At 37.7% G+C, this 24,279-nt stretch carries 25 protein-coding genes; 14 read left to right on the forward strand and 11 right to left on the reverse strand.

Going from position 1 to position 24,279, the window contains the following annotated elements:
• Positions 1-36: 36 nt before the first annotated feature.
• Genes OQX61_RS08985 through OQX61_RS08995 form a run of 3 tightly spaced genes read left to right on the forward strand, consistent with a single transcriptional unit; the run spans position 37 to position 2,506 of the window.
• On the forward strand, positions 37-1,530 hold the full coding sequence (locus OQX61_RS08985) for a hypothetical protein (protein WP_265841326.1): 1,494 nt from the start codon (positions 37-39) through the stop codon (positions 1,528-1,530).
• A 5-nt stretch (positions 1,531-1,535) separates the two neighbouring features.
• Positions 1,536-2,276, forward strand: coding sequence for a hypothetical protein (locus tag OQX61_RS08990; RefSeq protein ID WP_265841327.1), 741 nt, complete (start codon positions 1,536-1,538; stop codon positions 2,274-2,276).
• A gap of 11 nt (positions 2,277-2,287) precedes the next feature.
• Positions 2,288-2,506 carry a hypothetical protein gene (locus OQX61_RS08995; RefSeq protein ID WP_265841328.1) on the forward strand — a complete coding sequence of 73 codons (219 nt, stop codon included), beginning with the start codon at positions 2,288-2,290 and terminating at the stop codon, positions 2,504-2,506.
• 448 nt (positions 2,507-2,954) lie between these two features.
• On the opposite strand, the gene OQX61_RS09000 is transcribed toward OQX61_RS08995, so the two are convergent.
• Together OQX61_RS09000 and OQX61_RS09005 are read right to left on the reverse strand one after the other, a co-directional pair.
• Positions 2,955-3,425, reverse strand: a complete 471-nt coding sequence (locus OQX61_RS09000) for a DUF2798 domain-containing protein (RefSeq protein ID WP_265841329.1) — start codon at positions 3,423-3,425, stop codon at positions 2,955-2,957.
• 12 nt (positions 3,426-3,437) lie between these two features.
• Positions 3,438-3,884 (reverse strand): MarR family winged helix-turn-helix transcriptional regulator, encoded by a 447-nt coding sequence (locus OQX61_RS09005; RefSeq protein WP_265841330.1) that lies wholly within the window; start codon positions 3,882-3,884, stop codon positions 3,438-3,440.
• Between the two features lie 54 nt (positions 3,885-3,938).
• Between OQX61_RS09005 and OQX61_RS09010 the strand changes: the two genes are divergently transcribed.
• The 4 genes from OQX61_RS09010 to OQX61_RS09025 all read left to right on the forward strand — a co-directional run bounded on the left by OQX61_RS09010 (position 3,939) and on the right by OQX61_RS09025 (position 8,133).
• Positions 3,939-4,787: a helix-turn-helix domain-containing protein gene (locus OQX61_RS09010; RefSeq protein ID WP_265841331.1), complete on the forward strand. Its 849-nt coding sequence runs from the start codon at positions 3,939-3,941 to the stop codon at positions 4,785-4,787.
• Between the two features lie 77 nt (positions 4,788-4,864).
• On the forward strand, positions 4,865-5,371 hold the full coding sequence (locus OQX61_RS09015) for a VOC family protein (protein ID WP_265841332.1): 507 nt from the start codon (positions 4,865-4,867) through the stop codon (positions 5,369-5,371).
• A gap of 20 nt (positions 5,372-5,391) precedes the next feature.
• Positions 5,392-6,882 (forward strand): MDR family MFS transporter, encoded by a 1,491-nt coding sequence (locus OQX61_RS09020; protein WP_265841333.1) that lies wholly within the window; start codon positions 5,392-5,394, stop codon positions 6,880-6,882.
• 891 nt (positions 6,883-7,773) lie between these two features.
• On the forward strand, positions 7,774-8,133 hold the full coding sequence (locus OQX61_RS09025; protein WP_265841334.1) for a hypothetical protein: 360 nt from the start codon (positions 7,774-7,776) through the stop codon (positions 8,131-8,133).
• A 142-nt stretch (positions 8,134-8,275) separates the two neighbouring features.
• Here OQX61_RS09025 and OQX61_RS09030 read toward each other — a convergent pair whose 3' ends face one another.
• Positions 8,276-8,515, reverse strand: a complete 240-nt coding sequence (locus OQX61_RS09030) for a hypothetical protein (protein ID WP_265841335.1) — start codon at positions 8,513-8,515, stop codon at positions 8,276-8,278.
• Between the two features lie 253 nt (positions 8,516-8,768).
• On the opposite strand from OQX61_RS09030, the gene OQX61_RS09035 reads away from it, so the two are divergent.
• From OQX61_RS09035 to OQX61_RS09045, 3 genes are all read left to right on the forward strand, one after another.
• Positions 8,769-8,924, forward strand: coding sequence for a hypothetical protein (locus tag OQX61_RS09035; protein ID WP_265841336.1), 156 nt, complete (start codon positions 8,769-8,771; stop codon positions 8,922-8,924).
• A gap of 4 nt (positions 8,925-8,928) precedes the next feature.
• Positions 8,929-9,909 carry a PAS domain S-box protein gene (locus OQX61_RS09040; protein ID WP_265841337.1) on the forward strand — a complete coding sequence of 327 codons (981 nt, stop codon included), beginning with the start codon at positions 8,929-8,931 and terminating at the stop codon, positions 9,907-9,909.
• Between the two features lie 331 nt (positions 9,910-10,240).
• Positions 10,241-12,460: an NADP-dependent isocitrate dehydrogenase gene (locus tag OQX61_RS09045; protein WP_265841338.1), complete on the forward strand. Its 2,220-nt coding sequence runs from the start codon at positions 10,241-10,243 to the stop codon at positions 12,458-12,460.
• 84 nt (positions 12,461-12,544) lie between these two features.
• Here OQX61_RS09045 and OQX61_RS09050 read toward each other — a convergent pair whose 3' ends face one another.
• From OQX61_RS09050 to OQX61_RS09065, 4 genes are all read right to left on the reverse strand, one after another.
• Positions 12,545-15,379, reverse strand: a complete 2,835-nt coding sequence (locus OQX61_RS09050) for a hypothetical protein (RefSeq protein WP_265841339.1) — start codon at positions 15,377-15,379, stop codon at positions 12,545-12,547.
• 11 nt (positions 15,380-15,390) lie between these two features.
• Positions 15,391-16,653 carry a 6-bladed beta-propeller gene (locus OQX61_RS09055; protein ID WP_265841340.1) on the reverse strand — a complete coding sequence of 421 codons (1,263 nt, stop codon included), beginning with the start codon at positions 16,651-16,653 and terminating at the stop codon, positions 15,391-15,393.
• 187 nt (positions 16,654-16,840) lie between these two features.
• Positions 16,841-17,437, reverse strand: a complete 597-nt coding sequence (locus OQX61_RS09060; RefSeq protein WP_265841341.1) for a pentapeptide repeat-containing protein — start codon at positions 17,435-17,437, stop codon at positions 16,841-16,843.
• Positions 17,438-17,442: 5 nt separating this feature from the next.
• The gene (locus tag OQX61_RS09065; protein WP_265841342.1) at positions 17,443-17,994 is read right to left on the reverse strand and encodes a TetR/AcrR family transcriptional regulator; all 552 of its coding nucleotides are present in this window, start codon (positions 17,992-17,994) and stop codon (positions 17,443-17,445) included.
• 72 nt (positions 17,995-18,066) lie between these two features.
• Here OQX61_RS09065 and OQX61_RS09070 point away from each other — a divergent pair, with 72 nt between their 5' ends.
• Both OQX61_RS09070 and OQX61_RS09075 read left to right on the forward strand, forming a co-directional pair.
• On the forward strand, positions 18,067-18,339 hold the full coding sequence (locus OQX61_RS09070; RefSeq protein WP_265841343.1) for a hypothetical protein: 273 nt from the start codon (positions 18,067-18,069) through the stop codon (positions 18,337-18,339).
• A 29-nt stretch (positions 18,340-18,368) separates the two neighbouring features.
• Positions 18,369-18,749 (forward strand): RNA-binding protein, encoded by a 381-nt coding sequence (locus OQX61_RS09075; protein WP_265841344.1) that lies wholly within the window; start codon positions 18,369-18,371, stop codon positions 18,747-18,749.
• Between the two features lie 91 nt (positions 18,750-18,840).
• Here the strand turns inward: OQX61_RS09075 and OQX61_RS09080 are convergent, their stop codons facing one another.
• The gene (locus OQX61_RS09080; protein WP_265841345.1) at positions 18,841-19,203 is read right to left on the reverse strand and encodes a DUF4260 domain-containing protein; all 363 of its coding nucleotides are present in this window, start codon (positions 19,201-19,203) and stop codon (positions 18,841-18,843) included.
• 67 nt (positions 19,204-19,270) lie between these two features.
• Positions 19,271-19,840, reverse strand: a complete 570-nt coding sequence (locus OQX61_RS09085; RefSeq protein ID WP_265841346.1) for a Crp/Fnr family transcriptional regulator — start codon at positions 19,838-19,840, stop codon at positions 19,271-19,273.
• A gap of 171 nt (positions 19,841-20,011) precedes the next feature.
• On the opposite strand from OQX61_RS09085, the gene OQX61_RS09090 reads away from it, so the two are divergent.
• Both OQX61_RS09090 and OQX61_RS09095 read left to right on the forward strand, forming a co-directional pair.
• Positions 20,012-20,773, forward strand: a complete 762-nt coding sequence (locus OQX61_RS09090) for a hypothetical protein (RefSeq protein WP_265841347.1) — start codon at positions 20,012-20,014, stop codon at positions 20,771-20,773.
• A gap of 138 nt (positions 20,774-20,911) precedes the next feature.
• Positions 20,912-21,316 (forward strand): VOC family protein, encoded by a 405-nt coding sequence (locus OQX61_RS09095; protein ID WP_265841348.1) that lies wholly within the window; start codon positions 20,912-20,914, stop codon positions 21,314-21,316.
• A gap of 73 nt (positions 21,317-21,389) precedes the next feature.
• Here OQX61_RS09095 and OQX61_RS09100 read toward each other — a convergent pair whose 3' ends face one another.
• Together OQX61_RS09100 and OQX61_RS09105 are read right to left on the reverse strand one after the other, a co-directional pair.
• Complete coding sequence (locus OQX61_RS09100) at positions 21,390-23,126, reverse strand: amidohydrolase (protein WP_265841349.1); 1,737 nt, start codon at positions 23,124-23,126, stop codon at positions 21,390-21,392.
• A 63-nt stretch (positions 23,127-23,189) separates the two neighbouring features.
• Positions 23,190-23,957 (reverse strand): DUF2625 domain-containing protein, encoded by a 768-nt coding sequence (locus OQX61_RS09105; RefSeq protein WP_265841350.1) that lies wholly within the window; start codon positions 23,955-23,957, stop codon positions 23,190-23,192.
• Positions 23,958-24,279: the final 322 nt, after the last annotated feature.

The following is a 24,279-nucleotide window of genomic DNA, read 5'->3' on the forward strand; positions in this document are numbered from 1 at the left end:
TAAGTGATTAAATTAGAGTGAATTAACGCCTGAAAAATGAAAAGAATTCGATCGTTCTTGGTATTGGTTTTTCTTTGCCATTATGCTGCGGCCCAGCAGCCTGAAATCTTTACACCCAACAGTAGCCCTAATATCTTGATTGATCGTTTTAAAAAGAAAACGGATGCACCGATCCCATTTGATAGGAGTTTTACTCTGCAATATCCGCTTGAAAAAGATGAATTATTCAAGGTTCATGTTTATAGGGTGAAAGTTAGTGGCAAAATCAAAACATTGGATATGGATGTCAATCGGGAAAAGTACCTCAAAAGCTGGGATACTGTAAAGAATGTCTTGTTGATGAATATTAAAGGGATACCTCCCAATACATTGATTGATATTGCTGTCTTGAGAAAATTATATCCCAAAGAAATGGATACGATTATGGCTATCAATGAGCGTTTGTATGAAAGTACTTTACGTAATGATACTGCTGCTATAAGTGGGATGTTTAAATATTTCACCAATTACATGGACTGTCTGAAGTCCAAGGAATATGGAAATCCGCCATTTCAAAAAATATCTCATCAAGATTATAAAAAGATTTTTAATGAATATCTGATGCCAAGATATCGTAATTTAAAAGAACATAATTATCTGGAGTCATATCCTAGAATAAGTCCACAGGAAATCAACTACTTTGCGTATAAACTTAGTATAAATAAAATTCAAAATAATGATCTCTTATTGATTTCCCAGTTAGTAAATGACGGATCCACTAATCAGTTATTTAATAACCGGGTTGATATCCATAATTTAGGTGCTGACCCAGTTAGAGAAACCGATTATGCAAAACGGCTCGTAAGACTAGATTCCGCCGTCAGCGTCGTAAAAAAAGTTTTGATATTATGTGACAAGTTGCAAATGCTTGGTACAGATAAGAAGATAGACGACTTGCGACACCGTTTCAGCTGCTGGCTCAAAAAATTAAACGAAAATTTGGATGTTCTGGGTAATAATCTGAACAAGATCACTGCTAAGATTAAAGATCATCCAGGCATTACTGTTGAAGAATGGCTTATAGCAGGTAATGAATTCAATGACCTTGAAAAACTTTCCAAGTTTGTGATCATGCCGGATGTGGGCTTGGCCACATTGGCACTCAATGGTCATAAAGGTTGGAAATTCTATCCCCGACCATTTGTAGGTATTAATGTTTATTTTCGTCCGGTAGATAAATCTTTACCAGAGGCGGATTTTCCGAGATTTAACCTCATGCGGATTATGTCATTTCAGCTCGGATTGACTTACGGAGATTTAGGGAATAAGGAATTTAGCAATCTGTTCAACGACTTTTCTCTTATGTTGGGGCCCAGTTTCCGTTTTAATAGGTGGTTTCGTTTAGGTACAGGAACGGTATTAACGACACAAACAGACATTAACCCGATCATCTCTGATACCCATACGCATTTCGGTGGATATTTTGCTTTTTCTTTTGATCTTGATATCTTTTCATCGGCAGCTTCAGTTAAATCAAGAATTTTTAAGTAACAGTTATGAAAAATTTAAGCGTTTTAGTTTTATTGCTATTACTATTTAATAGCTGTAAAAAAGAAAAAGTCATTTCCACCGATCTGATCAGATCATTGAAGGTTTCCGCTACTGAAGTACCTGCAGATGGAAGCAGTACCCTTTATGTTACTGCAGAAATTAATGAAGATTCTGATCCGGACAGAAGAATTGTAGTGTTTACGAGTAACAACGGAAGCTTCGGTGAAAAGGGAGATTCTACCATTTCTCAAAAGGCTATTTTTGAAGGAGAAAAGCTGATTTCCCGTGTCCAGTTTAAAGCGCCCATCTCCACTGGTACAATTACGATAAAAGCCAGGGTAGACCTTTCTAATGAGAAGCGCGATTTCACCAAAATGGTTAGTGTTCAGGCTTTAAGTAGTATTCCTGACAAACTGACGCTAACGGCGAGTTCATTTTCTGTTATGGTGAAATATGGCAATGAAATCAGTATCATAGGCCAACTGGTTAACAATTCCAATAAATTCGTGTCTAAAGGTAATAAGGTGATTTTTAGTGATAGCTATGAGGATGGAACGCCGGTGAACGGCTTCTATCGGCAGTTACAGCTTTCTAGTAATGCCAGTTCCAACGTGTCAGCTACATATACACCAGGCGAAATCGGTGTCGGTAAAAGGATCTGGCTCAAATGCCATCTACTTGACGAAAATGGACGTAATACCACTATTAAAGACTCTATCTTAATACATACTATTTCAAATAACTAAACATTAAAACCATGGCTAAAAAGATCTCTGTTAAGAAATTAAAACTTATCTCTGCCCAGTTAAATGAAGTGTTGGCTAAAAATGGCCTAGAAGAATTTACTTTAGTAAAATTGGGGCTTACGGCAAATACGGGTGTAAATTCACTGTTCAATTGCCATTGTGAACCTGATGAACACATAGAGTTGGACCCTGTTACTGGTGATTGTGTTTGTGTTAAAAACGCTCGTTAATTTTTTTTTAAAAAAACTGAGAGGAATCTGGCTCTTGTGTACTACAGGTCTGGTAACTTCAACTAAAACTATAAATTACTTTACTTCCAAGTTTTTGGTTCAAGAGTAGTCCGGTTAAGGTTATTTTTGACTAAATTTGCACTAGTATAAACTAGAGCAAAGGCAAATTCAAATAAAACCTTTGACACTTAAATCATTAATAATAGCTTCTATAAGCCTTAAAAAACGATCTAAATGTTCAAAGTAATCCGGAGAAACGGTACAGAAATTTTTCCCATATGGGAAAGATTATAAAAATTATATTTTTAGAGCCTTTAGATGATATCTAAAGGCTTTTTTAGTTTTTTAACTGTGTAAGTTAGAAAAGCAGAATTTTCCTCAACTAGGCATAGTTATAGTGAAAGGCTCAGAATCTTTTGGTCGATAGATCAGCCTCATCAGGCTTTTATTATCCTACCATCAGCGTCCCTACTGGAAATAATTTTCTAAAGACATAACCTACAACTGGACCAGCAATAATTACCTGGAGTGGATAAGCCATTGCAAAGTTTACAGGAATGCTTTTTCCCCATATTTCCAGGATATCTGTTGAAAAACCGTTAGCTAATAATGGACCAAAAAAAGACATCAATACAACCATACCTGTTACAAAAAATAAAGCTGTGATCAGGACTTTTTTGATGATCAAATCATCCTGTTTCAATAATTTATGGGAGAGTTTCATCGCCAGTTTTCCTACAAGAAACCATTCGCATAAAAAAGCGGTTACAAATGTAAAAGGAAACATTAACCAGGCGATCTTTATACTTTCTACGGAGAATCCATTGTGTAGGATGACGTTGTAGGAGGTCATTACAGCGGCCATAAACAGCACCATTAAAAATGTATAGACTAAATGTTCTTTTTTATTAATTGGCATTTTATTCATGTTTTATTTTGATATTAAAATTTCAGCAGTTTTTTTTAGTGTTTCTAAGGAGTCGAAAAAAGCTTTTAATTGTTGCTCATTTAGCGTTTTTATTTGTTCGGAAAAGTGATTTTCCATACTCATTTCTACTTCTTTAGCCAGTAGATCTCCTTTTGGTGTTAAATTTAAATGGACCAATCTTTTATCTGAGGAGGAGCGAACTCTTTGTAATAAATCAAGTTCTTCTAGTTTATCAACAGATTTAGAAAATGGTCCTTTTTCTAAACCAATGGCCCTGGAAATGGATACCATAGATAAGTTCATGGAGTTTTTTACGTTCATTAAAATTCTTTCCTGCGTAATATTAATCGCAAACTCCTTTGGTAAATGGTAATCTTTAAACAAAGCATATTTGATCAGGTCAACACTATTCAATTCTAAGGATACTTTTTTTTCATTCGACAAATTCATGATCAATAGTTATATTTGTAACGGTTACAAATATAACTATATATTGAAGATTATATGAACAAAATTCCTATTCACTATTTAAATCAGAACAATGGAACGTTAAACCTTCGTCGGTTCTGTATGGGTGAACATCCTGCTCCCGGGCAAAAAATCGGGGTTCATAGAGATGATCATTATATCTTTTTCTTATTTGAAGAAGGAAGGGCTCATCTTTTGATTGATTTTCAAGAAGTCACTTTTCAACCTAATCAGGTATATTATATCTTACCGGGGCAGGTTCATAGTAGGATTAACAACCAACAAGCGAACGGTTGGTTCCTGGCAGTCGATGCTCAACTCCTTCCTATCGAATTGCGGAGTGCTTTTGAAGAAAACCTTTTTTTGCAGCAAGCCCTTACATTGAGTCCAGAGTCCTTCAGCCAATCCCTGGCTTTATTACAGATCATCCAAAAAAGAAATTCTTCTAGTGTAAATCGGAGTTTAGAACAGGAAGTTATACGAACACTCCTACACTCATTTGTGGGGATTATCGCTTGCGAATACAATCGTCAAGATAGTCTAAGTTTGAAAATTACGGGAAGAAATAAATTGTGTAGGCAATTCAAGTCTTTGCTTAACACATATTTTAAGGAATTAAAAAGCCCTTCTACCTACGCTGAATTATTGAATGTCACAGAAAACTATCTTAATGACACCATCAAGAAGGAAACAGGATTTACCATTAGCTATTGGATCAGGACAGAACTTTTGCTTGAATCCAAACGCCTGCTGTACTATACTTCAATGGATGTGAAAGAAATTGCCCATAGTTTGGGCTTCGCAGACCATACCTATTTTTTTAAGATTTTTAAAAAACATGTAGGTATTAGCCCATTAACTTTCCGCAATAAAAACAGGGAATAGTACAATCATTGCCTTTGTCCTTCCATTTCAAATTTAATCCGCATAACGGTTCTTTGCATTGTTAATTTTTCTAAAAAATGTCAATACAAAAAAACAACCAAGAACTGAACAAACCAGTAGGTGGGGTCCGCATCGGACACATTAATCTTAAAGTAGCAGACCTTAATCGCGCTCTTGCATTTTACAGCGGAGTGCTTGGTTTTAAAATTACCAAGCAAATTGGGGATGAAGCCGTCTTTTTAGCTTATGGTGGATATCACCATGATATCTGCTTAAACACCTGGCACAGTAAAAACGGTTCGGTACCAGCGCAAGGAACAACAGGGTTATTTCACCTGGCGATTTTATTTTCCAAACGCAGTGAGATGATTAAGGTTTATCAACGCCTAAAAGCAGCAGACGTGATCATCACTTCTGTTGTTGATCATGTTGTAAATGAATCAATTTATCTAAATGATCCCGATGGGAATGGAATAGAACTTTATTGGGATCGTCCAGAAGAACATTGGTGGGATCAAAATGGCAATTTAAAGATGGAGTATCATTCTGTTGATCCAGAAGCTTTTTTGAAAGAATGTGTGTAGAGACAACGCATCGTCAAAAGATGATGATCTTAACGGGGATCTTATTGGCTATGTTTCTCGGGGCTCTTGATCAGACCATCGTTTCTGCTGCGGTTCCTCAAATTGTAGCGGATCTGCATGGTATGGATCGGTTTGTTTGGATTACTACCGCTTATCTTATGGCAAGCACAGCATTGATCCCGATTTATGGAAAACTTGCCGATATCTATTCCCGCAAAGCAATCGAACTAACTTCCGTGTGTGTGTTTTTATTAGGCTCCTGTTTATGTGGTTTTGCTGGGCAGTTTAATTTGCCTTGGTTCTTTGGTGACGGCATGACTCAGCTAATTTTAGCCAGGGGTATTCAGGGTTTAGGAGGAGCAGGTTTATTTGCAATGGCTTTTGTGATTATTGCAGATCTATTTAGCCCGGCTGAACGCGGACGTTTCCAAGGTTATACTGGGGCAGTATTTGCTGTAGCATCCATTTTAGGGCCAATGCTTGGTGGCTTCCTCACCGATCATGGAAGTCATTTAATATCAGGAATGGCAGGATGGAGGCTCGTGTTTTTCATCAATTTACCATTCGGTTTGATTGCCTTGATCTTTATTACCCGACAAATGCCAGCTTTGTTGCCTGTTCAGCAAAACATAAAATTGGATAGGCTTTCAGCACTATTACTCATTACTGGTATAGGCACATTTGTTTTAGCCATTCAATCGAGTAAAGGCATATTTGGAAAGAAGGTTGTTGTCATACTGTTCGTTGGGGCTTTATCCATCTTGTTGCTGTTCATGATCAGGAGTCGTTTAACTTCCAATCCTTTATTGAACTTTGGGTTGTTTAAAAACCGGGTTTTCCGGCCGGCGTCAATCGCAATTTTCCTGTTGGGGGGTGCTTTTTTTGGCATCATTATTTTTGAACCACTCTTTATGGTGAATGTGTTAGGCCAATCTGCTACCCGTGCAGGAATAGGTTTAGTACCACTGTCTTTAGGTATTGTTTGCACATCAATGCTTTCAGGTAGGATGGTGTCAAAATACGGCCATTACAAATTCTGGATGCTTGGTGGCCTTATCCTGCTAAGCCTGGGACTGATGCTACTCATTCGAGTCAATGAAAGCGTTTCGTATGCTCGTCTATTGTGCTATCTTGCTATATGTGGATTAGGTATTGGTCCCTCAATGGCTTTGTACACGCTTGCGGTGCAGAATGCCACTGATAGACACCTCATCGGTCAAGCAACATCAGCTTGCCAATTTTCCCGGCAGATCGGAGGTTTAATTACATCTGCTATGTTAGGTGTAATATTAACATTATCCATAGCCACCGCTCAATTCTCAACTTCAGCCAGCGCTTATACTAATGGAATAGCTAATGTTTATGATGCGATTTTAGTATTAGTAATTGCAAGTTTTATGGTAACACTTAAAATACCTGAAATCCCGTTGTCAAAAAGAAGCCCAACCAATTATTTGGTAAAAGAAGGACAAAAAGAGGAGCCAGTGGCAGCTGTTCCAAATGGGGTATAGCACTGGAAAACGATAAAACAAAATTGTTCAGCTAATGAAATTTATAGCTCACTACTTTTACAGATTCAAACCCAGTAACAGTATGTGGAGTTGCTACCTTTAAGTAGATAGTAACATACTTTAACACAAAAGTCCATAAGGACCGAAGAGTATATAAATCAAAACTATAAATTACTTCCAGGTTTTTGGTTCAATACTAGTCCGGTTAAGGTTGTTTTTCGCTAGTTTTGCCCTAATTAACAACTAGAACAAAGGCAAATTCAAATAAAACCTTTGACACTTAAATCATTAATAATAGGTTCAATAAGCCTTAAAAAACGATCTAAATGTTCAAAGTAATCCGGAGTAACGTTACAGCAATCTTTCCCATATGGGAAAGGTTATTAAAAAATATATTTATTGGAGCCTTTAGATGATATCTAGAGGCTTTTTTAATTCTTGATCTTTATAAGATTGAGAATTACTTCCATCATCATTTTCTTCTCATCTCCTATAGGACCTAAAAAGAAAAAATCTTCCCAAAATGAAATTAGTAACCAATCACCCTTCATGTGCACTTTTCTACCGAATTTTTTTTTTAGTATATATAATAAATTATCAAACAGCCTTTGTATCAGTTTTCTAAAATTAGTAATGACACTAGATTTTGCTAATTTTGATTTAAATGCATTTCAAACAAAATTTCAGGTGGGTACAGTAGAAGTGTCAAACCCATTGTCGGTGCATTTGATGGATAGTAAGTTTAGGGGCTCTTGCTGCCTATGCGATTTTAGATGCTACAGGTGCAATTGATGGTATAAAGGGAATGGTAGATACCAATTTGCCTCCAGTCGAACAGACTATTCAAAGATATTTAATTAATTTAGGCATGGTTCCAACAAAAATTTAATTATGACATTAAATCCGTATAAGAGCGTAATTGATTGGTTTTTTAATTATTTAACAAGAACTAAAGATAAAAGAGGGGTTAAAGATAAGACGGTTCGTTTGATGTTTGCCTTTAATGTTCAGTTGCTTGTAGTAGTAGCCATATTTTTCAGCGCCTTTCTTAAAAATATTCCTAAGTATATATATATACCATTTTATTTTTTAGCGATTTATGTTCTACAATATTTAAACAGGAATTATATAGATAAAAAAGATGATTTAATTACTGATGAAAAGAATACTTTAGTTGATCATATATCTTATTATTTTATTCTATTGAGTCCTTTGCTTGTTTTTTTACTTTCAGTTATTGTATTTTCTTAGTATAGTGTTTGATCGATGGATCGAACTCATCATGGCCCATAAACCAAAATTACTTTACTTCCAAGTTTTTGGTTCAATAGCAGTCCGGTTAAGGTTGTTTTTCGTTAAATTTGCACAATTAACAACTAGAGTAAAGGCAAATTCAAATAAAACCTTTGACACTTAAATCATTAATAATAGGTTCCATAAGCCCTAAAAATCGATCTAAATGTTCAAAGTATTCCGGAGAAACGGTACATACCGGACTGATGTCCGAAGAATCAAAGGGTTGCTCATAAAAAAGCAACCCTTTTTTATTGATCCTCTGCAGGTTATGCCGGAAGATGTGGTCGATAAAAGGGATCAATCCCAAAACTTGTGGAGCAATGATACTTTTTTCCATACCTTTTCTCTTTTATGAAGCTTCAGGGATATACCTATCGAAGTTAAAAGTTTTCTGTACGGGATTCCCTAACAGGGATCACCAACCAATTCGTCAAATGTTCAAGCTTAAACACGAGTATTATACATCCAGCCAATTTCAGGAAGGGCTCTGTAAAAGAACCATTTAACTTTCCGGCTTCTTTCTGAAGCTTTGTCCTGATTTATGGAATTAACGTCAAAGTTGTCTTCCCTATGCGGTAATACGCAATCTTATGATTTCAGGACAAGACACGCAAGCCCGGGAACAGTCGGAGCAAGTGAAAAAGGTGTATGAAACCACCACCTCAGGTACGCCTGATCTGAAGTACGTTAAAAGAGCGATGCTTAAATCATATTTTTTACTAAATTGGGTTCCCTATTTAGTGTAAAATCATGATGAATACCCCTGTTAAGATCAATCCGACGGATACAGAATCGGCCAGTTTCAGACAAATTTTTGAGGGAAACCCAGCGCCAATGTACATCTTTGATCTCCATACTTATGAATTTCTGGCAGTCAATGCTGCTGCTTTAAATCAGTACGGATACCAAAAAGAAGAGTTTCTCTTAATGGGTGCCTTACAAATCAGGTCAGTGGAAGAAGTTAAACGCTTCAAGAAGGCTATCCAGGAAATAAAGGCTATTTATTCCGATTATGGAGTGTGGAAACACATCCGTAAAAACGGCGAACAATTCTTTGTTCACATCTACGCACATTGTAACATTTTCCAAAATAGAGTGGTCAGGGTGGTCATGGCAATTGACATTGATCAAAAAGTTAAGGCAGAAAATGCCCTAAAAGAAAAGAATGAGGAGATTGCTGACATTCTGGAAAGTATCACTGATGGATTTTATGCCATGAACGAAAATTGGGAAGTCACTTATATCAACAAAGAGGCAGAACGGATCTTAAACTGTAAAAGAGCGGATTTGTTGGGGAAAAGCCTCTGGGAATTCTTTCCCGGATCAAAAGAAGGAAGGTTTTATCAGGAATACCAACGTGCATTAAAGGAAAAAATAAGCGTACATTTTGAAGAATGCTATACAGCGCTTGGCGTTTGGGGATCAATGCATGTGTATCCCAAAAAAGACGGCCTGGCTGTTTATTTTGTTGATATTACTGAGCAGAAAAAAAATCAAATTGAGCAATTGATGCAAATGAAAATGATTGAAAAACAGAATGAACAACTGAAAAAGATATCATGGACACAATCGCACGAAGTAAGGGCTCCACTAGCCAGCATATTGGGCCTTGTAGAATTGATCAAAGAAAACCAAGACACCACATGTAATGCCGATGTCATAGATATGCTGGCAAAAGCAGCTCAGAATCTTGATGAGGTGGTGCGAAATATAATTAATCAGGCGCAATAGCTAGTCTTGCTTTCAATATCAAAGTAATCCGGGTTAAAAATTATTTTTGTTTTGCTGGCTGCTGATGTTGGTATTTTCTAACATGGAACCAGCCCTATAACAACTGCGGATCAAAATGGTCTCCAGCCTACGCCATTCCGTGCAACATCTGAGCTTGACTCCATCTTCATCGTCGCTTAACCATTAGGTTTATCGTCTATTTTAATACCATAAAATACATTAGTATGTTCCTTTAGTCGGACGATTATTTTATATTTAGGCGATTTTAAAATATGGATAGGTTTACAATTAAAATCTATCGAATAGTTAATCTTATAAAGCAAAAATCAATATGTCGAATACATCAAAAATTATCTACACCAAAACCGATGAGGCGCCAATGTTGGCAACCTATTCATTTTTACCAATCGTACAAGCTTTTACCGCATCAGCAGGTATTGATGTAGAAACAAGAGATATTTCTTTAGCAGGTAGAATATTAGCAAACTTTCCTGAGTTTTTAAAAGATGATCAAAAAATAGGTGATGCTTTAGTAGAGCTTGGTGCATTAGCAACTACGCCCGAAGCTAACATCATTAAATTACCAAATATTTCAGCTTCTATTCCTCAATTGGTGGAAGCCATTACTGAATTACAGTCACAAGGTTATGCTTTGCCAAACTATCCGGATAACGCACAAACGGATGAAGAAAAAGCAATAAAAGCTAAATACGGCAAAGTATTAGGTTCGGCAGTAAATCCGGTTTTACGTGAAGGTAACTCTGATCGTAGAGCTCCTAAAGCGGTTAAAAATTATGCAAAAGTAAACCCTCACTCGATGGGTGCATGGTCTGCTGATTCTAAAACCCGTGTGGCAAGCATGAGCGAAGGTGATTTTTATGGTTCAGAGAAATCTGTAACTGTTACTGATCCAACTCAATTTAAAATAGAATTTGTTGCTGAAGATGGTGGCGTTACTGAATTAAAAGGTTTAGCTCCATTAAAAGCAGGTGAAGTGATTGATAGTTCAGCTTTAAGCTTAGCTGCTTTGAAAGCATTTGTAGCTAAAGAAATTGCAGCAACAAAAGCTGAAGGAACTTTATTATCTGCGCACTTAAAAGCAACGATGATGAAAGTTTCTGATCCACTTATTTTTGGAGCCATTGTAGAAGTTTACTTCGCTGATGTGTTTACTAAATATGCAGATTTATTTAAGGAACTAAATATTGATACAAGCAATGGTTTAGGTGATGTTTATGCAAAAATTGCAGGCCACCCTAAGCAAGCAGAAATTGAAGCTGATTTAGCCAAAGCCATAGAGAATGGTCCGGCATTGGCAATGGTGAATTCTGATAAAGGAATTACCAACCTTCATGTGCCAAGTGATGTAATTGTAGATGCTTCGATGCCTGCAATGATCCGTACTTCGGGTCAAATGTGGAACAAAGACGGTAAATCTCAGGATACAACAGCTTTAATTCCTGATCGTTGTTATGCTGGTGTTTACACAGCAACAATTGATGATTGTAAGGTAAATGGCGCTTTTAATGTTTCTACAATGGGTTCTGTACCTAACGTAGGTTTAATGGCGCAAAAAGCAGAAGAATATGGTTCACATGATAAAACTTTCCAGGCAAAAGCAAACGGAACGATCCGTGTAACAGATGCAGATGGAAATGTTTTCTTCGATCAAAAAGTTGAAACAGGCGATATCTTCCGCATGTGCCAGACTAAAGACGCTCCAATTCAGGATTGGGTTAAATTAGCAGTGAACAGAGCTCGTTTATCAGCTACACCAGCAATCTTCTGGTTAGATGAAAACAGGGCCCACGATAGAGAAATCATCGCGAAAGTGAAAAAATATTTAGCTGACCATGATACTACTGGTCTGGATATTCAGATTCTTGCACCAATTGAGGCGACTAAAGTTACCTTAGAAAGAATTAGAAAAGGTTTAGATACCATCTCTGTAACTGGTAACGTATTACGTGACTACTTAACAGATTTATTCCCGATTTTAGAGTTAGGAACTTCTGCTAAAATGTTATCCATTGTTCCTTTAATGAATGGTGGTGGTTTGTTCGAAACTGGTGCTGGTGGTTCAGCTCCAAAACACATCGAACAATTTATCGAAGAAGGTTATTTACGTTGGGATTCATTGGGAGAGTTTTTAGCTTTAGGTGCTTCTTTAGAGCATTTAGGTCAGACACAAAACAATGCAAAAGCTTTAGTTTTGGCTGAAACTTTAGACGCAGCTACTGAAACTTTCCTGGCTAATGATAAATCTCCAGCTCGTAAAGTCGGACAAATTGACAACCGCGGTTCTCATTTCTATCTGGCTCTATATTGGGCTCAGGAGTTAGCGAAACAAACTAAGGACGCTGAATTACAAGCTAAATTTGCACCATTGGCTAAAGCGTTAACTGAAAATGAAGCTAAGATTTCTGCAGAACTAATCGCTGCACAAGGTAAGCCACAAAATATTGGTGGTTACTTCCATCCAAATGATGAGCTGGCAAACAAAGCAATGCGTCCAAGTGAAACATTGAATACTATTTTAGCCTCTTTGTAAGCTAAAGTAAATTGAATCATATTAGCGTCCTGATGGAAATCAGGGCGCTTTTTTTGTGTCACAGTAGCTGGCCTTAAACCCCATTTATTTCTTTACTCCTTTCTTCCCGAATTGTCTCGGATAATAGGAGAAGGTGATCATAAAATACTGTTCCAGCACGTTTTGAGTACCCACGGTAAATCCATTCGCATTTCCGTAGTTGATAATACTGTTGTTTTCGCGTAGTAAATCAAGGGCAGAGAATTTGAATTCAGCATTGTTCCCTTTAAGAAACCGATAGGTTGCATTTGCATTCCATATGGTGAAATTAACAGTTTTAGTTGCTGCTGCTGCACTCGAATTGAAACTTACAATATTGTTTAGCGTGAGTTTTTTGGTTATATTATAGCTGGATCTTAGGGTTGTTGTCAGCGTTTTTCCACTGTATTCGGTATTAAAAGCTTCCTGCTTTGATTGGTACGTCGAAAAGCTTTCGCCAAGTACAAGTGCGAGATCGCTTTTATAGGTATAGTTTAATTCTAATGCGGTGTTTGTGTTGAAATTTTTGGAGAAGCTGAAAACATCATTCGTGTACCCGGGTTGTCTGGAGGAATTTATTGAGGTATTTAAACTGACCTGAATTTCTGAGGTTTTAAGTTTAATGGCTTTTCGTATACTTCCATAAAAATTTATGTATTTATGCCCATCGGCATTGACAAGGTAGATCGTTCTTCTATTTTGATCATCAATAAGCACACTATCTACAATATTGTTTTTAATTGTGCCGGCGCTAAAATTCAGGTTATAATTTAACGTGTTTTTGTTGGTCTGATCAGTATGGGAATAACTGAAATGGATTTTCTTTTCCAGGGCGGCCTTTAGATTTACATTCCCTTTTTGCAAAGCATAGAGATTGGTACTGTCTGTTAAAGGAGCCAATTGGTATATGGTAGGGATGTGTAGGGTAGTCGTGTAATTTAGTCGGTAACTCTTGTAAAAATCTCCGTATTGATAGTGAACGTAAGAAGCAGTAGCATTCGGTAAAAACTGGCTATAGCTACGTTTAATATTCTGAAAGGACCTGTCAGATTGGTTGTTTTGGTAGATAAACTGCTGGTTGGGACTCAGGTTAAAAGACAAGTCCTTATTGAATCTGTTGGATAGACTTTTTGAAAATGTTTTTTTGATATTTAAACCTGTAGTTTCATTGATCACATTTGTTTGAATCTGGTTGGTTAAATAGTCATTATTCTGGTAGTTTTGACTAGCCTCATCAAGATCCTTTACCCGGTTATGGTCTTTATTGTGGTTAATGTTCAGGTTATTAGTGATGGAGAAATCTATTCCTGCCAATTTGGAATTGCCAAAAATAATGGATTTAATATTGGGCAATTCAACGTCAATTTGCTGATTGATTCCCTCCGATTGAGTGTCGTATTTGCGGTTGAAATTTTTGTTGGCTCCAGGATCGGTGTAAGATTTAAATTCCGTGATGTTTAACCGCTGAGCGCTATTCTCATTAACAGTAAGGTTGTAAGTTGCATTAAATCCTTTAAAACGCTGGTTGTATTTCATGTAATTCTGGCCCAGGACATAATTAGCAAACAGGTTAAAACTGGTGTTTTTATAGTTACTCTGATTAATGGAATTATTTGTACTCGTTAATATATTTTGTCCGTTTTCTGCAGCCCTGAAACTACCACTGTTCGTTTCCCCTTGATTTACAGTTAAGTATTGCGAAATATTTAATGATTTGTTTTTCTTTACCCATTCATATTTAGAATCGAATTTGTGGTTTGTACTGACATCATTAGTTTTACGGCTATTTTTCTCGGTGATGATCTCATTGTTATTTAAGGTTGTAGTTGTTTTTGCCTCGTATAAATTTTCGCTGTTCTTATTCTGTAGAAAATAGTTCGAGTTTAAGCTGTTCTTCTTGTCGTATGTAGGCTTTTCAATAAAATTGTAGGTAAAAGCAACACCTCCTGCATTAGGTTGGTGTAAGCCTGAAGTTCTGAAATCCGGTTGATAGGCTACATTGGTACCAACGCCTTTAAAAGTGCTGTTGCTTTGCAAGGCCTGAATATTATTGGCGATCTTATTGACATTATTGCTCGCTCCGATAAGGGCAATTTCCATTTTTGGGGAGAAAATATTAAAACTGAGATCTGATTCATAGCGCTTATTTGTCCCGTAACCAGCTCCGATTTTCCCGAAATAACCAATATCTTTTCCTTTTTTGAGCTTTAGGTTAACCTCAAGCGTAGAATCCAGGGGATTACTTTTATTCTTGATGGTATTGTAAACCTGGATTTTTTCTAAAGCATTTTTGGCTATGTTTTGAGTCGCCATTTTCGTATCCCCACCAAAAAAAGGCTTGCCATTCACTAAAATGCTTTTCACTTCACGACCGTTTACGGTAATTTGTCCATCACCCCATAGGGTAATGTTTGGTATTTTCCGGAGTAAATCCTCTACTACCGCATTGCTATCCAGTTTAAATGCAGAGGCATTAAACTCCAGGGTATCCCCATTCATACTAACTGGTGGTATAGAAATCATCACTTCTTGTAAGGATATATCCCTTGGCTTGACAATCATGGTTTGTAAGTCCAGGAGATTTTTGGCTGCGGGAATGGTAAATTTTTTACTTAAAGCCTGATACCCAACATGGCTGATCTCAACTTTCAACAGCAGATTTACAGGCAGGTTATTGAACTTGAATTCCCCGTAGTTATTGCTGATCTGGTAACTTAACAAGGTGCTGTCGGCGGCTTTATAGATGGAGACCGTAGCTGATTTTAATACATAATTATGAACCGTATCCCTTAAGATACCTTTTGCAGTACCAATATGGCTTGGGTTAATAGTTTGAGCCTTTGTATTAATTAAGGTCACAGCAAGCAATACTGCTGTGATTAAAATTCGGAATAGATACATGGAGAGGAGCGTTAGTCTTGCTTAGGTTTTAACTGAATGATAACCGGGTTACTTTTCCTGTTTTCTGTCTTAAAATAGTTTGACATCAGGGCATTATATTTTGGTTTTTTATCTGCACTTTGCTCCTTAAATGCAAACATGGCCAATGAGGAATAACTTGTGTAAAAGTATTTTTTATCATACTTAAGAAAGCCCCGGTTTGAAAAATCATAATAAAATCCCAGGTCGGTTACCGGCAGGAAGAAAGAGGAAGAATCTGGTTCTATACCGTTAACGGAAATTAAAGCGGTCGTTTTTAGGTTGTAGATTAAGGCGTTTTTATTTTCCTTGCTATGGTCCCAGTTGTGCATTTTTAAAAACAGCTGATCTCCTATCTTATAGGTGTTACTAATGGCATAGAACGCTTTGGGGTACTTCTCAAAATATTCCTGTCTTTTGTTCTTATAGACAGGATTAGCTGCAAAATCAGCGGGTAAAGAATTAATTGCCGGAAATATAATGCGATACGCCAGCAGCATCTTTTTTGGCGTTACCTTGAAAATGTTGTACTCATAATAATTCAGGAAGAATAGTTCATCCGCTATCCCACTGTCATAAAAAGGATTGCCTCCGGAATAAAATTGGTCATTTTTAAATCTATCGGCTTTATAAGGGAGATATTTTGCCACCTCATTACTGTCTTTAACCAAGCCGACCTGATAATAAATACTGTCTTTATCCTTCTTGTCTAAGTATCCTTCTACGATTTGCGTTTTATCTGCGAATTTTAATCCGTTATCAGGTTTATCATCCTTTGACTGTACTTTTTTGGCCAGTTTTCCATTCAGATCAAAATAGATCGAATATTTACCGGAATTGATTTGAATAAAGTCTTCATGGTTCTCCTGTTTTAAAGAAAATCCCCAGAAAGACTGCGCTTCTTTTCCCTTTTCATCTTTAATATTGCTGGAGTTTATTTTAGCCTTAAACTTGCCCGCTTTGCTGAAAATTAAAATGGATTTGGTATCGTAGTCATAAACAATAAAACACTTTTCAGTGACCTCTAACTGGCTAATTGAACCAAAAAGGCTTTCCTTAGTCGTTTCCAGTGGAATAAAGCTGACTTCCTCAAAAACCTGGGAAACGGCAGCACCTCTGGCGCTTCCGGGGTCAAGGCGCAGCGTAACCATGGCTGAGCTGTCTATTTTGCTGCTTTGAGCAATTATTGGGGAATAAAAAGATACGTAGATAAAAAACGTACAGAGCGCTGTTTTTAAATTAAGAGAGAGTTTCATTTATATCTAAATCTATTAATTTTTTAGATATAAAAAGTATTTAACAAAAATTATTTCGCTTTTTAGACCAAATCTTCGTCTTGAAGATAAAACCCTGCTAGCTTTACTTAGCAGGGACTGAGTATTTTAACTTGTTTTAAGTTTAGGATTGGAAAAACCCCCGGGATATAAGAAATAGGAGGGCTAATTAACTACCATGATAATCGATGTCCAGGTTATGCTGATACAGTAATCCAGAGAGATTTAGCGCAGAAAATTTAGCTTGTTTTACCTTATTGACTGCGGGATCCAGGCTGAAATTCTTTGCGGTACGGAAGTCTGCCTTCTCTAATATACTGCGGACAAAAGTTGCTCCTGAAAGGTCGCAGTTATGGAATATGGCGGAAGTTAAATCAGTTTCTTCAAAGTCAGTTTCTTTCAGCGAGCAGTCAGTAAACTTAGTTTTCCTGAGCTTAGTGCCATAAAAAGTAGAGTAATCCAGGTGGCTCTGTTCAAAGGTAAAAGAGAATAAAAACTTGTTGCATTTTGAAAAGTCTATCCCCAGTACTTTACAACCGGTAAAGGTGGCATCTTTGAATCCAGTGCCTGTTACAATGGTCAGGGAGAAATTACACTGTTTAAAATCACAGTTCATAAAATCATTATGACTTAAGTCACTCCTGGAAAAATCACAGTTTACAAATTCGCAGTTGATAAATTCCCTGTTTTCCAATCGTTTTTCTGCATAGTTGATATTGGTAAATGTTTTGCCTTCGTGGACGGTAGTTTCGTCAGAATTATTCATGGGAATTAGTTTAAGTTCATTAATTTATTAACGATCTGCGCTTTGCTTTTTTCGCTGATATTGTAGAGATTGAGGTTATCTGCGAACCAAAGTCCATCAGCAACCAGCATAATAATCTGGCTGTTCACATCCAGATCTTCAATTGATCCACCAGCAATATGTTCGGTAAACCATTCATGCCACATTTTCTTATAATGTTCATTGATCAATGCGGCCTGTAAAATGACTTTCATGGTTCTCCTGTAATGTAAGTCACTGCTTTTTTTAATCACGAAGCGCAGAAAGGCAATAGGGGCAATGTCATTTCCTAAAGTTCTTTTTTCTTCAACGATCCAATCGGTTAGCTCTGTAAGGCTTTGACGGACCAGTTCTTCAAGCAATTCCTCTTTATTGCGGAAATGATGGATAATACCACCTTTACTCAGGCCTGTTTTATCGGCAATAGCCTGAAAAGTTACCTGGTGCCAGTCTGCGGTGGCACCGATCTCGGCAGCAGTATCAAGTATCAGCTGCTTACTGGCTTCCGGATCTTTCTTTCTTTTATATGGATTTTCCATTTTTCAAAGATACCGAACGATTGGTTTGTTTGCAAATAATTAATACATTTGTCCCCTCAAACCACAATTACTATGTCCGGAAACGTCATTATCCTATCCACTGTGATCCAAACGCCGCTCGATTTACAGCAAGTTTCCCTGGTGATGGATGCTTTCTTCAGTATCTCCGCATGGTCTGTTGATCTGGAGGATTGTGACCAGATTCTGCGGGTAGTAAGTAGTGATGATATCGGACAGGAACTGGTGATAAGCCTGGCAGCTGTAGGTATAACTTCCCTGGTGTTGGAAGTTTTTGATGCCCATGGAAAATCGAAAAACAGACAAGTTCTTTTATTGAGGGATTAAACCTTAAATTTGCAGCTTTAAATAAAAGCATGATTAAATTATTTGTGGTGGGGTACTCACTAGATATACAGGAAGCTGAACTGATTGATATTTTCAGCATCCATGGAACAATACACAGTGTGAGTTTGCTAACCGATAGAGTGACCGGAAGACATAAAGGTTTTGGTTTTATCGAAATGGAGGATCAGGCTGATGCCGACAGAGCGATTGCCGCTATCAATGGAATGGTATTGAAAGGTAGAAAAATTACGGTTAAACTTGCTGATGAAGACAGGGCAGAGAAACCGAGAGCAGTTAGAGAAAACCGTTTCCAATCTCAGGAATTACAAGGTTCTGCAATGAGCACGGAGCCCTTTAAAACAAAGCGTCCAAGAAAATTAATGTCCAATACATTCAGGGCAGAAAACTAATAACATATAATCAATCGGGGTTATAACTTTTTACCGGTTTATCTGAAAGCGCAATAGGTTTTGCACTTTCAGATAATTCCTGATGTTGCGATTACATCGTCCCCAGATGGGTATGTTTAAACGCATCATTATATTTTAATCCAAATCCCAGCATCCGGTCAAATGAAGCGTGAGCGAAGAGTAGAATGCCAATTGACATCCATATTTCCTGCTGGATAAAAAATCCTATCCCGACTAGAATCAATGCAATGCCTCTATGGTGAAACAGGTTATAAATAACAGCACCTGTTTTTGTGTTGAACAGGTAACCTATCATAGAAATATCCGGAATAAAAAATAACAGAATCCAGACCCATAAAGAAAGTCCATGGGAATGTTGTGAAAGGAAATATACAGATATCGCAGTTATAGCCGCTTCTTCCAATTGAATACTGAGGTTCATTTTTTTACTCATTACCTGATCTTTTAAATTTGTCAGGTCAAAAGTAGGGGAGAAAAACAGCAATTGGAATTGACAAAAGTCAAGAATTTTTTTTACTTCTGATGCGGCTCAGGGTTTCTGGCGTCATGCCCAGCATGGAGGCCAGGTATTGCAAAGGAACCTGATGAAATAATTCGCGTTGCTGTTCAAATAACAACTGATAACGTTCCTCTGCCGACAAAGAAATCTGGTTAAATACTCTGTTTTCAAGAGTAACAAAGCACTTTCCTATAAATAGTTTCTCAAATTCGTTCCATTTAGGAATCAAGTCCCCGACCTTCAGATACTGCTCATGGCTGATCGTATATAAAGTGACTTCAGTAAGCGCCTGTATGTTCCATCGTGCCGGATTGCGAAAGAGGAAGCCAGAAAGATCTGTGACGAAATTTCCGCTATTCGCGATCCATTGGGTCACTTCTTTATCTGGTAAGACCACAAATAACCTCAAAAGACCATGTGCTACAAAGCTTAACTTATTGCTTTGCTGTTGGCTTTTTAGAAAGAATTCCCCTTTGGCTAGTTTTTCTTCCTGAAATAGGGCAGCCAGTTTTTTGCAGTCATGCAGCCCAATGCTGAAATAGTGATGTAGGTAATGCTCTAGTTCTGTCAATGCTGGTCGGTTTTTATGCTTTGTTTTTAAACAACAATCCTACAATAATAAATGTTCGTGTTGATGTTTTATTGAATAATATCATTTTTATCAAATAATGTCATTATTAGATAATCTATTTGCGGTTTTATTTTGTAGATTCGGTTCATACACGCTAAAACAAATGAAACTATGAGAAAATTAACAATGGTATTATCATTATTGGTAATATTTGCTTCCTGTAAAAAGGAATCAGCTGAGCTTGATACTGAGGTTAAGCCTGAACCAAAGCCAGAAATAGAGGACGCCTCTGCCTGGGGGCGTGTCTCATTTATGGTAGATGGAAAATTATTTACCAATTACAATGAAGCGGACAAAAGTATATCTTATTCAAAAGGTACTGGCAATAGTGGAGCGAATTTAAAAGAAACAACCAAAGACAAAAAATGGACGGTAATGTCAAATGGAAAGTATTGGGCTGGTCATCCTGATTCTTTACAGTATTCTAAGTATTTTGAGACTTCGATGGGCCAGTCTGGAGCTTCAATTAAAGTCTCTTTTATAAAGAAATATGCAAAAAGGGAAATGGATTCCGGCATATCTATTTATTATGCTAAAAGTGACTTTGACTTGTATAAAAACACCAGTCCAAAATTTGCATTAGATTTTGAAAGAGAGAATGATCAGGAAGGTGTTGCCATAGAGATTAGTTTGCCAAATTCTGTCACACTCACTTCTTATAGCCCAATAATCCTGGGTAAGAAATCATCCTTAACGGCAGAAAGCCATAGTAATTCTACGTTCAAAATACTGAAAGCGGAACGTATTAAAGGCACCAAAACAATCGAACTGGAACTGAGTTTCGAAGGAGATTTATTTGATAAAAATGAGAAACCTGTAAAGGTTACCAGGTGTTCTGCAAAATTCCAGCTAAGGGAAGGTGATATGTGGTAAGGCATTTGAATCTTTTTTTAAGGACGCAAATGCCCCTTTCTTTTGTCTTGTTTGCCCCATAATAACCAGACTAATTTGCGGAACTTAGTGTAGTTGAAAAGATGATCAAATTATATTCATAATTTAAAAATCAAGAAAATGGCAGCATCAAAGAATCCATTTGGATGGACAGAAATTTATGTGGAAGATATGGCAAGAGCCCAAAAATTCTACGAAACAGTATTGGCAGTGAAATTGGAACCTTTGCCTGTGCCAGCTGGCATGGACATAGACGGCGAAGATTCTTATGAAATGGTATCTTTTCCGGGGGAAATGGCCGCTCCGGGAACTAGTGGGGCGCTGGTAAAATCATCGATGTTCAAACCTGGTTTGGGTGGTACGCTGGTTTACTTTAGCTGCGAAGACTGTGCAACAGAAATATCCAGAGTAGTATCGGCAGGAGGAAAATTGCTGAATGATAAAATGTCGATTGGAGAATACGGTTTCTGTGGCGTAGGTATGGATACTGAAGGCAATGCCATCGGATTCCATTCTATGAAATAAAACCTGGAATTCCAGTAAAACAAAACAGGGCCTTCCGTTAAAGAAGGCCCTGTTTTTGTAAATAAAAAATGTTTTATATTTTCTGTTTGTAAACCGACTTTCCTTCTTTAATCGTTTCGCTTACTTTAATGTCCTTAATTTTTAAAGGATCAATCGTGGTAGGATCCTGATCAAGAATCACCAAATCGGCAAGTTTACCTACTTTTAAAGAACCTTTACGGTCTTGTTCCTGATACTGATAAGCTGCATTGATGGTGATTGCTTTTAAAGCTTCCAGTGGAGTTATTTTCTCATCCGGTCCTAATATCCTTCCCGATTGAGTTCTTCTGTTTACGGCAGCGTATACTGCGGTTAACAAATCAGGAGGTGTAACAGGTGCATCATGGTGAATGGTGAAAGTAATTCCTGCTTTTCTGGCAGAGTTTGCCGGACTTAAGAACTGGCTTCTTTCCGGGCCAAATACGCTGGTATAATGCCAATCGCCCCATATATAAACATGCGTAGAGAAATAAGAAGGGATCACGCCTACATCTTTTATCTTTTGAATATGATCCGGGCGACTATTCTGCACGTGAATCAAGGTCGCACGCATATCAGGTTTGTAAACGCCTTCGTCTTTTAATTTTTTAAATGCACCAAGGGCCTGATCAATCGCTGCATCACCATTTACGTGTAACTGCGCAGTAAATCCATGTTGGAAAACATTTTTCAAGCCATTGTACAAATACTCATCGGTATAAATCGGAGATCCTTTGTAGTCCTTACCACGACCTTCCGGTGGAACCACATAAGGAATCGTTAACCAGGCTGTTTTTCCTTGCGGAGAACCATCACAGGAGAACTTAAATCCACCCAATTTTAAACGATCAGTATATTTCATGAATTCCGGTTTAAACGATTCCAGCTTATCCTTGTACATATCATAATCAGGGAAATAAACCACATCGGCTACCAGTAGTTTTTTCGCTGCTGCTTCTTTTAAAAGCGGCACACTTTCACCCATTGTTCTGCCATCACAAATCGTGGTTTGTCCATATTTTAACCATTCTTCCTGCGCTTTCATCAGGTTTTGCATGGCCTGAGATTCTTCTCCGGCTTTTACTTTAGGTACCGGCATTTTCTTAATCAATTCATTTAAAGCCATGAAATTGGCATTCTCTTCCAGTTTCCCGTTTAGCTTTCCGGTTTTTTTATCGCGGCCGTAATGTCCACCAGGAGGATCTTTAACGGTTTCTGTAATGCCCAGAAATTTAAGCATGGCGGTGTTCACCACACTCACGTGACCAGAAGCATGTAAGGCTAAAATAGGGTGAGTATCGGAAATTACATCCATTTCCGCCAATGTTGGATTGGTATGTTCCACCATCAATGCATCGTCATAACCATTACCCAATAATGGCATATCTGCTGGCATCGGATGGTCTGCAATGTATTTTTTGATGGTTTTCTGCATATCCGGAATCGAATTTACCGTTCCGTAAGGGGCAGCAGCAAGGTCGATGGCCGACTCCATACCAGCTCTGGAAGTCAGGTGGCCATGTGCATCTATAAAACCAGGCATCAACGTTTTTCCCTGAAGGTCATGGACTTCCGTTTTGTCACCAACATATTTATCGGCTTCTGCTTTTTTTCCGGTAAATAAGATTTTACCATCCTTCACCACAATGGCTTCTGCGGTAGGTTCCGCATCCTCCATGGTTAAAATAGGGCCACCAAAGTAAATGGCATCGCCCTGATCGCCGGTTGTTTTACTTTGACAGCTCAACAAAAGCGCTGAAACGAGCAGTTGGAAATAGTATTTTTTCTTCATAATGTATATTTATTTAACACAGGTATTGCTTAATAGCTATACATTCTTTGAAGATCAATTGTTTTAATGTTTTTCAATTACCCCTGTAGGGTTTAATTCCTTCTGTTTATTGAGGTTAAATTTATAAAGCTCTTCTGTGGATACCAGCTTCCTGGACACCTTTTCTATATCCATTCCGGCTTCCGACCATAGGTAAGGTCTGAAACTGTAGGATTTGTTGCCGTCCAGATTGGCAATAAACTGATCCCAGGTAGACCACCTTAATCCTTTGTAGAAATCTGAAAGATCACCGTTAAAACAGAACTGAAGAAACTCAGTGTAGCCTAAGCCTAAAGACTCCCATTTCAGACTGTTTGGCGCCAGATAGTACACGCTTTTTAGATCAGCACCGAAAGCACCGTAATTGATGGCAAAAAAACCGCCTATCGCATCATCCGCGATCAGGGTGAAATCAGGTTGCTCTCCAAATTCTTTGATGGTTTTTCCTTTATTCCAATCCGGTACAGAACGACTCAGTTTCGCACTTCCCGAACCTAAAATTCTTAACCAGCCATTGTCGATCATGATCCCGCCAGTGTGGTAAATAACTGCTCCTAAGGTCGCATAGGTAGATACCTGAGCATGGTATAAGGCCGTTTTAGCAAGCGCCGTGTCACATTCCAATACCTGAACTTTATTTTTAGCAGAATCCAGCCATTTTTGAACCAGAGGCCATGCCGGATCAGTGGTATTGATTAATTCATCCGCAGTCTTCATTTTATTTTGTGCAAAACCGGTTATAGAAAAAAGAGTCAGACCGATGATGAAGGCGGTTTTTAGGATGCTTTTCATAGCTTATCAATAATTTTTGTCAAAGATAAGCGGTTAAAATCAAATCTGATCGATTCGAAGGATTTTCTTATAAGGAAAAAATTGAAGGATGGGTGAATCTTTTTAAATTTCTTTCAAATGGGTATAAAATAGTGTTGGTACTGGTCGGGAAGAGCCTTACTTTGAGTTAGGGTTGGTTAAAGGTATGGATAGGGTTCGGATAGGCAGGAGCACAGCAAAGTTAGAGCAACCGTTACTGAACCTATACCATACCCTATCCGAAGATGCCGTTCTTCCCGACTACAACCCGAGCACTTCCCCGACACGTCTATTTTGATCCTTA

The organism is Pedobacter sp. PLR (genome assembly GCF_026239675.1).
Taxonomy (GTDB): domain Bacteria; phylum Bacteroidota; class Bacteroidia; order Sphingobacteriales; family Sphingobacteriaceae; genus Pedobacter.